Annotated in this window: 8 protein-coding genes and 1 pseudogene; 3 read left to right on the top strand and 6 right to left on the bottom strand. The window is 74.4% G+C overall.

The window, feature by feature from the left end; translation table 11 throughout:
• Positions 1 to 37: 37 nt before the first annotated feature.
• Positions 38 to 1,447, bottom strand: coding sequence for a PepSY-associated TM helix domain-containing protein (locus ABT085_RS40170; RefSeq protein WP_351620090.1), 1,410 nt, complete (start codon positions 1,445 to 1,447; stop codon positions 38 to 40).
• 157 nt (positions 1,448 to 1,604) lie between these two features.
• Here ABT085_RS40170 and ABT085_RS40165 point away from each other — a divergent pair, with 157 nt between their 5' ends.
• Entirely contained in the window at positions 1,605 to 2,252 is a 648-nt protein-coding gene (locus tag ABT085_RS40165) for a peptide deformylase (protein ID WP_351620087.1), read from the top strand.
• Positions 2,253 to 2,314: 62 nt separating this feature from the next.
• On the opposite strand, the gene ABT085_RS40160 is transcribed toward ABT085_RS40165, so the two are convergent.
• Positions 2,315 to 3,742 carry a dihydrolipoyl dehydrogenase family protein gene (locus tag ABT085_RS40160; RefSeq protein ID WP_351620084.1) on the bottom strand — a complete coding sequence of 476 codons (1,428 nt, stop codon included), beginning with the start codon at positions 3,740 to 3,742 and terminating at the stop codon, positions 2,315 to 2,317.
• A 132-nt stretch (positions 3,743 to 3,874) separates the two neighbouring features.
• On the opposite strand from ABT085_RS40160, the gene trxA reads away from it, so the two are divergent.
• Positions 3,875 to 4,279 carry a thioredoxin gene (trxA, locus tag ABT085_RS40155; RefSeq protein ID WP_351620081.1) on the top strand — a complete coding sequence of 135 codons (405 nt, stop codon included), beginning with the start codon at positions 3,875 to 3,877 and terminating at the stop codon, positions 4,277 to 4,279.
• A 63-nt stretch (positions 4,280 to 4,342) separates the two neighbouring features.
• Here trxA and ABT085_RS40150 read toward each other — a convergent pair whose 3' ends face one another.
• The 4 genes and pseudogenes from ABT085_RS40150 to ABT085_RS40135 all read right to left on the bottom strand — a co-directional run bounded on the left by ABT085_RS40150 (position 4,343) and on the right by ABT085_RS40135 (position 7,881).
• Complete coding sequence (locus tag ABT085_RS40150; protein WP_351620080.1) at positions 4,343 to 5,779, bottom strand: aldehyde dehydrogenase family protein; 1,437 nt, start codon at positions 5,777 to 5,779, stop codon at positions 4,343 to 4,345.
• A pseudogene (locus ABT085_RS40145) lies at positions 5,737 to 5,940 on the bottom strand (hypothetical protein); the annotation flags it as partial. The pseudogene ABT085_RS40145 and the gene ABT085_RS40150, both read right to left, overlap by 43 nt.
• A gap of 140 nt (positions 5,941 to 6,080) precedes the next feature.
• The gene (locus ABT085_RS40140) at positions 6,081 to 7,127 is read right to left on the bottom strand and encodes a LacI family DNA-binding transcriptional regulator (RefSeq protein ID WP_351620093.1); all 1,047 of its coding nucleotides are present in this window, start codon (positions 7,125 to 7,127) and stop codon (positions 6,081 to 6,083) included.
• Positions 7,128 to 7,218: 91 nt separating this feature from the next.
• Entirely contained in the window at positions 7,219 to 7,881 is a 663-nt protein-coding gene (locus ABT085_RS40135) for a TetR/AcrR family transcriptional regulator (RefSeq protein ID WP_351620077.1), read from the bottom strand.
• A 115-nt stretch (positions 7,882 to 7,996) separates the two neighbouring features.
• On the opposite strand from ABT085_RS40135, the gene ABT085_RS40130 reads away from it, so the two are divergent.
• Complete coding sequence (locus tag ABT085_RS40130; protein WP_351620074.1) at positions 7,997 to 8,560, top strand: NAD(P)H-dependent oxidoreductase; 564 nt, start codon at positions 7,997 to 7,999, stop codon at positions 8,558 to 8,560.
• Positions 8,561 to 8,644: the final 84 nt, after the last annotated feature.

Here is an 8,644-nt window from a genome sequence, read left to right as displayed (position 1 = left end):
CCGTGCGGCGCGCCCCCGCCGTCGTTCCGCGACGGCCTCACCCGGCCGCCGCTCCACTGCCCGCGGTCCGCCGCCCCCGCCGGTGGGCGATCTCGCCGAGCACGACGTCCACGGCGACGAAACAGGCCAGGGGGATGCCGAGCAGCGGCACGAACCAGCCGAGGACGGCGACCGCCGCCAGCCCGGGGACGAGGACGTACGGCGGCACCTGCTGCCAGGAGCCGCGCGGTACCGGACGGCCGAACGCCGAGCCGCGGCCGCGCTGCCACCACATGCGGTAGCCCCACCAGATCAGCAGGATCAGCGAGAGCGCGAGCAGCATCAGGGCGATCTGGTTGACCAGCCCGAACAGGACCCCGCTGTGCAGGTCGATGCCCCAGCGGGTCAGCTTGGCGAGCACCGGGTAGTCCGCGAACCGCAGCACGTCGGTGACCTCGCCGGTCGCCGGGTCGACCGCCACCGAGTCCTGCTTCGTGGGCCAGCCGCGCTGGATCTGCTTGACGACGTACGCGGAGGAGGCGTCCGCGGGCGGGACGATCTCCACCGGGTCGCCGAGCCCCTCGGCCCGCGCGGCGGCCAGCACCTTGTCGAGGCCGACACCGTGCCCGGCGGCCCCGCCGCCGGCGGCGGCCGCGTCGTGCCCGGCGTGCTCGCCGCCGGCCGCGGTCGCGACGGACGGGGTGGACTGGCCGAGCGAGGTGCGCAGTTCGTCGATGTTCGCACCGGCGTACGTCGACCAGGTCAGACCGGTCGCCGAGAGGAACAGGAACCCGGCCGCGGCCCACACGCCCACGGTGCCGTGCAGGCCCAGGGTGCGCCGCCGCCCGCTGGTGCCGCGCACCTTGCGCAGCGCGCGGCGGCGCGAGAACCACAGCACCAGACCGCCCAGCGCGACCACCCACAGCCAGCTCGCGGCGAGTTCGCTGTAGAGGCGGCCGGTCTCGCCCAGATGGAGGTTGCGGTGGAGTTCGCTGATCCAGGTGCGCAGCGGCAACGCGCCGGACGAGCCGTACTGTTCGAGGGCGCCGCGCACCTTGCCGGTGTACGGGTCCACGAACACGGCGAGGGTGTGGTCGGCGCCGACGCCCTCGACGCCGGAGAGCAGCACCCGGGTGGTCGCGCCGGGCGCCGGCGAGGGCCGTACCGCCGTGACGGTGCCCTCGGGGTGTGCCGTGCGGGCCGCGGCCACCTGTGCGGACAGCGGCAGTTCGGCGTCGCCGACGGGCACCGTCATCTCGTGGGCGTACAGCAGCTTCTCGGCTTGGTACGAGCCGGCGTACAGCAGGCCGGTGACCGCGGCGACGAGCAGGAACGGCGCGACGAACAGGCCCGCGTAGAAGTGCAGTCGCAGGACCAGCGGGCGCAGTGTGGTCCACCCGCGCGGGGACGGCGCGGGCGGGGCGGGTTGCGGGGCCTCGTCCGTGGTGGTCGAGGGAGCGGTGGACATCGGCGGTCTCTCCGGCGGTCGGGGACATGGGCTGCCAGGGCGGTGAGCGTGGCGGTCCAGTAGTCGGCGGCGGGTCCGGTCGAGTTCCCGGGGCGTCAAGTGGCGTGTGTCACAGGCGAATGCCGTCGTCGGGGCGCAGCCGTGTCATGCTGGCTCGATGGCATCTCCGAGCGATCGCGCGCCCCTTGCCGAACTGGTGGAGGAACTCCTCGTCACCGACGGACCGTTGCCCATCGTCGCGGCCGGCGACCCGGTGCTGCGGGCCGGCACCGGGCGCTACGAGGGCGAGCTGGGGCCCGCGCTGCTGGCGCGTCTCGTCGAGGCGCTGCGCGTGACCATGCGGGCGGCGCCGGGGGTCGGGCTGGCGGCACCGCAGGTGGGGGTGCCGCTGCGGATCGCGGTGATCGAGGACCCGGCGCCGGTGTCCGAGGAGGTCAGGCTGGCCCGCGGCCGGGTGCCTCAGCCGTTCCGGGTGCTGGTCAACCCGTCGTACGCGCCCGTCGGCACCGCCCGTGCCGGGTTCTTCGAGGGCTGTCTGAGCGTGCCCGGCTGGCAGGCGGTGGTGGCACGGCCCCTCGAGGTGCGGCTGACCGGCGAGGACGAGCACGGCCGGGCGCTGGACGAGGTGTTCACGGGCTGGCCCGCCCGGATCGTGCAGCACGAGACGGACCATCTGGACGGGATGCTCTACCTCGACCGGGCGGAGCCGCGCTCGCTGTCGTCGCATCAGGCGATGCTGGAACGCTGGACGGGCGCCACTCCCGAGGAGGCGGCGAAGGCCCTGGGCTTCGAACTGCCGGGCTGAGCAGGCGCGGAGAGGTTCCGCGGGCGCGTCCCGGGGCCCCGGTGGGCCCCGGAACGGGCGGGTCAGCCGCGGTAGGCCTCCAGCAGCCGCAGCCACACCTCGCTGATCGTCGGATACGACGGGACCGCGTGCCAGAGCCTGGCGACCGGCACCTCCGCGGCGACGGCGATCGTCGCCGAGTGGATCAGCTCGCCGACGCCGGGGCCGACGAGGGTGACGCCGAGGAGGGTCTCGCGGTCGAGGTCGACGACCATGCGGGCGCGGCCGCGGTAGCCGTCGCCGTACAGGCCGGCGCCCGCCGCCGAGGAGATGTCGACGTCGACCCCGCGGACGCGCCGGCCGGTCGCCTCGGCCTCCGCCAGGGACAGGCCGACCGCCGCGGCCTCCGGGTCGGTGAAGACGACCTGGGGCACGGCGCCGTGGTCGGCCGTGGCGGAGTGGGCGCCCCAGGCGCTCGTGTCCAGGGGGGTGCCGGCGGCGCGGGCGGCGATCGCGGCGCCCGCGATCCGGGCCTGGTACTTGCCCTGGTGGGTGAGCAGGGCGCGGTGGTTGACGTCCCCGACCGCGTACAGCCAGTCGGTGCCGGTGACCCGGAGGCTGTCGTCGACCGGCAGCCAGGAGCCCGGCTCCAGGCCGATGGTGTCGAGGCCGATGTCCTCGGTGCGCGGGGCGCGGCCGGTGGCGAAGAGGATCTCGTCGGCCTCGATCCGGTCGCCGTCGTCGGTGACGACCACGACCGTGCCGCTCTCGCGGGTCACCGACTTCACGGAGGTGCCGGTGCGGACGTCGGCGCCCGCCTCGGTGAGCGCGGCGGCGACCAGTTCGCCCGCGAACGGCTCCATGCGGGCGAGCAGGCCCGCGCCACGGACGAGGAGGGTCACCTGGGAGCCGAGGGCCTGCCAGGCGGTGGCCATCTCGGTGGCGACGACACCGCCGCCCACCACCACGAGCCGGCCCGGGACCGCGTGCGCGCTCGTGGCCTCCCGGCTGGTCCAGGGCCGGACATCGGCGAGGCCCGGCAACCCGGGCAGCAGGGCGCGGGTGCCGGTGCTCACGGCGACGGCGTGCCGGGCGGTGAGCACGTGCCGCTCGCCGTCCGGGCCGGTCACGGTGACCGTGCGGGGTCCGGCGAGGCGGCCGTGGCCGCGGTACAGCACGGCGCCGATGCCCTCCAGCCAGCCGACCTGGCCGTCGTCCTTCCAGTCGGCGGTGAAGTAGTCGCGGTGGGCGAGGACCGCGGCCGCGTCGAGGGGGCCCTGCACCGCCTGGCGCAGTCCGGGCACGCGGCGGGCGTCGGCGCGGGCGATGACCGGGCGCAGCAGGGCCTTGCTGGGCATGCAGGCCCAGTACGAGCACTCGCCGCCGACCAGTTCGCTCTCCACGACCGCGGTGGACAGGCCGGCCGCGCGGGTGCGGTCGGCGACGTTCTCCCCCACGGGCCCGGCCCCGAGCACCACTACGTCGTACGCGATGGATTCCGTTTCCGTCATGGGACACAGTCTGCTGGGTGGGGTGCGGGGCGGCCACACGGATGGGTCTGCCGGGAGGGGGCGGAATACCGTCCGGTGCGGCCGTGTTGTGCCGACGGTCTGGCCCCCGCACCGGAGAGTAGGGATACGAGCATGAGCAGCACCGTGGAGCTCACCAAGGAGAACTTCGACCAGACGGTCACGGAGAACGGGTTCGTCCTCCTCGACTTCTGGGCTGCCTGGTGCGGACCGTGCCGTCAGTTCGCACCAGTGTACGAGAAGGCGGCCGAGGCCAACCCGGACCTGGTCTTCGGCAAGATCGACACCGAGGCGCAGCCGGAGCTGGCCGCGGCCTTCGGCATCCAGTCCATTCCGACCCTGATGATCGTGCGCGACCAGGTCGCCGTCTTCGCCCAGCCGGGCGCGCTGCCGGAGGCCGCGCTCGCGGACCTCATCGGGCAGGCCCGGAAGCTGGACATGGACGAGGTGCGCAAGAGCATCGCCGAACAGCAGGCGGGGGCCGACCCCAAGGGCGAGCAGGCCGGGTCCGGAGCCTGATCTCCTTGCCGTACCGCACGCCGTGACCGCCCCGGGGCCGCTCGCCCCGGGGCAGTCGGGTTTCTAGAAGGGGTACGGCGCCACGTCGCCGCGGACCGTCGTCCAGCGCACGTCGGTGAACGCCTCCAGGTTGGCCTCGCCGCCGAAGCGGGCGCCGGTGCCGGACGCGGCGATGCCGCCGAAGGGCGCCACGGCCTCGTCGTTCACCGTCTGGTCGTTGATGTGGACGATGCCGGTCGGGATGCGCTCGGCCAGGTCGAGGCCGCGGGCGGCGTCGCGGGTGACGATGCCCAGGGACAGGCCGTACGGGCCCTCGGCGGCGAGCGCGGCCGCCTCGTCCGCGGTGGCGAAGGACCGTACGGGTGCGACCGGGCCGAAGACCTCCTGCGCGTAGGCGGGGGTGTGGTCGTCGACGTCCGCGAGGACGGTCGGCCGGTAGAAGAGGTCCTCGTGCGTGCCGCCCGCGGCGAGCCTGGCGCCCCCGGCGATACTCGACTCCACCAGTGCGTGCACCTTGGCGAGCTGGGTGCCGTCGATGAGCGGGCCGAGGTGGACCTGCGCGCGGTGCGGGTCGCCGACCGCGAGGGTGTCGGCCCGGCCGGCGAGCCGCTCGACGTACTCCTCGTACAGGGAGTGGTGCACGAGGTGGCGGCCGGTCGTCATGCAGATCTGGCCCTGGTGGAAGAACGAGCCCCAGGCCGCCGTGGAGATCACCGCGTCCAGGTCGGCGTCCTCCAGCACGACCAGGGCGGAGTTGCCGCCGAGTTCCAGATGGGCCCGCTTCAGATGCCGGCCGGCCGCCTCGCCGACGGCGCGCCCGGCCGCGGTGGAGCCGGTGAAGGAGATCACCGGGACCTGCGGGTCGGCGACCAGCGCCTGACCGGTCTCGGGACCGCCGGGCAGCACCGCCAGCAGGTGTTCGGGCAGGCCGGCCGCCGCGAAGACCGCGGCCAGGGCGAGTCCGCCGCAGACCGCGGTGCGCGGGTCGGGCTTCAGGACGACCCCGTTGCCGAGCGCCAGGGCCGGGGCGACGGAGCGGATGGAGAGGATCAGCGGGGCGTTGAACGGGGCGATCACGCCCACCACGCCGACCGGGACGCGGCGCGTGTACGACAGCCGGGGTGCCTCGCTGGGCAGCACCTGTCCGGCCGGGCGGGAGGCCAGGGCGGCGGCCTCGTAGCACTCCTGGGCGGCGACGTGCAGCTCGAAGTCGGCCTTGCCCGGGATGGACCCCGATTCCCGCACGAGCCATTCCCGCAGCTCGTCCGCGTGCGCCGTGAACAGGTCTCCGGCCCTGCGCAGCACCCCGGCGCGTACGAAGTGCGGCACCCGCGACCACTCCCGCTGGGCGGTGCGGGCGTCGGCCGCGGCGGTGCGGACGTCCTCGGCGGTGGCCAGGGCGACCGTACCGAGCGGATCTCCCGTGGCGGGCTCGGTGACGGTGTGCTCGGATCCCTTCAGGGTCCGGGCCTGCCAGGTTCCGGGGTCGAGCAACGGCATGGCGGCTCTCCGTTCGTGACCGGCGGGACTCGGGGCGGGAGTCCCGTGCAGTGCGCGGCCGGTGCGGCGGCCGCGGGGCGGGACGCGGTGATCCGGCGCAGCCGCGCGAGCCGCATCCGTTGGTCGAACGCATCCCCATCTGGTTGAGCGTGCAACATCTTAGACACGCGGCAGGGAAATCGCTGCGGGCAGGACGCCGCGGGAATCGAACGGCCCGCCGCGCCCGGTCGGGCGCAACCCCCGCCGAGCCTCGACCCGTCGGCCCGGCCTCGCGCGCCACCGCGCGGGGAGCCCCTTCGTGTCAGCTGGATTCGCGGTGCACCACCGAGGAGCCGAGGACCCGGTGCGTCTCGGGTGCCGCGCCGGGGTCGCGCACGGCGCGGTCGACCAGTTCGGCGAGGTCCCGGCCGGACGGCAGCTCGATGTGGACCGTGCTAAGCCGGGGTCGCAGCAGCCGGCCGAGCATCAGATCGTCGGCGCCGATGACGGCCGTCTCCGCCGGGATGCGCACCCCCTCGTCCTGGAGGGCGCGCATCAGCAGCATCCCGTACTCGTCGTTGTACGTGAACACGGCGTCCAGGCCCAGCTCCCGCCAGCGGGCGGCGAGGCGGGCGGCGGACTCCTCCTGGTAGGCGAGGGGCAGTTCGGTGACGACGGCGTCGGTGCCCGCCAGCGCGTCGCGCACCCCGGCGAGGCGGGGCCGGGAGAACGAGTCCAGGCCGGGCTCCTCGGGGACGACGACGCCGATGCGACGGCGGCCCCGGGCGTAGAGGTGCGCGCCGGCGGCCCGGCCGGCCCCTTCGTGGTCCATGAGCAGGGCGTGGGCGCCCTCGACGGACTCGGCACCGAGGGTGACCACGGCACGGGCGCCGGAGCGCTTGAGCACCGCCACGCCTTCCGGACCGAGATCGGCGCCGGGCACCAGGACGGCGACCGGCCGCAGCTCGGCCCAGGCGCGGGCGGCCTCGTCGCCGTGCAGCCCGACACTGCCGTACTGCACGACCGTGTAGTCGAGCCGGCCGAGCGCCCACTGGAGGTCGTTCAGGAACTGGCTGTAGAGCGGGCCGGCCTGGACGGCCGGCGCGGGCATGAGCACCATGCGGCTATGCCCGGCGCGCAGACTGCGGGCGGCCGCGTGCGGGACGTACCCGAGTTCCTTCGCAGCCTGGTGGACGCGGCGGCGGGTGGGCTCGCTGATCCGCACGGCACTGGTGTTGTTCAGGACGTAGGAGACGGTCGCGCGCGAGACGCCGGCCAGCCTGGCCACATCGGCGCTCGTGGGCACGGAACGCGGTGCGGGCAGCGCGGGCGTGGGCGATTTCGGTATCTGCACCATGACGTACCGCATCTTGGCAGAGGCGTGGGCGCGGGGCCCGAGCGGGGGACGGCCGTTCACTGTGCAACAACGTGTGCGTGCCCGGACGGTTCCGCTCGGGTGCTCAGCGGGGCGGCTCCTGGCATGTGACGCGTGTCACCAGGTCCGACCAGTTCGCCTCGATGCGCTCCAGGGACATGCCGCACTGCCGGGTCAGATGATGGATCAGCGCCGGGCTGAGCTGGGCCATCAGGGTGTGGGCGAGCAGTTCGGTGTCCGCGTCCGGCACGGCCAGCCGCAGCAGCATGACGACGTGGGAGTGCTGGACCTGGCGGGCCGGCACGGAGTACCGGCGCTCGGCGCTCGGCTCGGCCGCCAGTTGCAGATCCAGTTCGTCCACCGCGCGGCGCAGCAGCGCGCAGCCGAAGGCCCGCAGCCGCTCCGCCGGCGGCGCTCCGGGACCCAGCGGCGGCGGTCCGCACAGGAACGCGGCCTGCAGCTTCTTCTCGGAGTGGTCGAGCAGTGCCGTGAGCAGGCCGGTGCGGTCGCCGAAGCGGCGGAAGACCGTCCCCTTGCCGACCGAGGCCTCCGCGGCCACCGCCTCCATCGTGACGCCCGCCGCCCCGTGCTCCGCGATCAGGCGCGCGGCCGCGTCCAGCAGCCGGGCCCGGTTGCGTGCGGCGTCGGCGCGCAGGCACGGCTCGTCCTGCGCGGTGCCGAGCTGGAGCAACTCGGGCTCCGTGACCGGATGTTCCGGTTTCGCGAGGGGAGGCAGGGGTCCGGACATGAACTCAGCGTAAAGCATCCGGAATGAAGTGGACCCCGGTCCGGTTACAGTGGTACCCATAAACGGACCTCGGTCCGGATTGTTTCGTCAGTGTTTCAGCATCCTGGGAGTTCGCATGTCTGTCCGTATCCTCGCGCTCGTCGGTAGCCTTCGCGCCGGTTCGCACAACCGTCAGCTCGCCGAGGCGGCCGTCAAGCTGGCTCCCGAGGGCGCCGAGGTCGAGCTGTACGAAGGCCTGGCCGACATCCCGTTCTACAACGAGGACATCGACGTCGAGGGCGACGTCCCGGCCGCCGCCGCCAAGCTGCGTGCCGCCGCCCAGGGCGCCGACGCGCTACTGCTGTTCTCGCCCGAGTACAACGGCACCATCCCGGCCGTCCTGAAGAACGCCATCGACTGGCTGTCCCGCCCGTACGGCGCCGGCGCCCTCACCGCCAAGCCCGTCGCCGTGGTCGGCACCGCCTACGGCCAGTTCGGCGGCGTGTGGGCGCAGGACGAGACCCGCAAGGCCGCGGGCATCGCGGGCGCCAAGGTGCTCGAGGACGTCAAGCTGTCCATCCCGGGCTCCGTCGTCCGCTTCGCCGAGACCCACCCGGCCGACGACGCCGAGGTCGCCGCGCAGCTGACCGACGTCCTCGCCGCTCTGCACGGCCACACCGGCGCGTCCGTCGCCGTCTGACGGCGGTCGGTACTCCCGCGAGGGGGGCCGGAGGACCGCGCCGGAGAGCCCGATCGCCCCCACCACCAGCCCGCCGTGCCCCCG

Source organism: Streptomyces sp. NPDC002265, assembly GCF_040296125.1.
Classification (GTDB): Bacteria; Actinomycetota; Actinomycetes; order Streptomycetales; family Streptomycetaceae; genus Streptomyces.
The sequence above is the reverse complement of the archived record's forward strand: the minus strand, read 5'-3'. Positions and strand labels throughout refer to the sequence as shown.

Coding starts and splice junctions, on each gene's coding strand:
- ABT085_RS40170 (WP_351620090.1), bottom strand. CDS start 1,447: ATGTCCACCGCTCCCTCGACCACCACGGACGAGGCCCCGCAACCCGCC.
- ABT085_RS40165 (WP_351620087.1), top strand. CDS start 1,605: ATGGCATCTCCGAGCGATCGCGCGCCCCTTGCCGAACTGGTGGAGGAA.
- ABT085_RS40160 (WP_351620084.1), bottom strand. CDS start 3,742: ATGACGGAAACGGAATCCATCGCGTACGACGTAGTGGTGCTCGGGGCC.
- trxA (WP_351620081.1), top strand. CDS start 3,875: ATGAGCAGCACCGTGGAGCTCACCAAGGAGAACTTCGACCAGACGGTC.
- ABT085_RS40150 (WP_351620080.1), bottom strand. CDS start 5,779: ATGCCGTTGCTCGACCCCGGAACCTGGCAGGCCCGGACCCTGAAGGGA.
- ABT085_RS40140 (WP_351620093.1), bottom strand. CDS start 7,127: ATGCGGTACGTCATGGTGCAGATACCGAAATCGCCCACGCCCGCGCTG.
- ABT085_RS40135 (WP_351620077.1), bottom strand. CDS start 7,881: ATGTCCGGACCCCTGCCTCCCCTCGCGAAACCGGAACATCCGGTCACG.
- ABT085_RS40130 (WP_351620074.1), top strand. CDS start 7,997: ATGTCTGTCCGTATCCTCGCGCTCGTCGGTAGCCTTCGCGCCGGTTCG.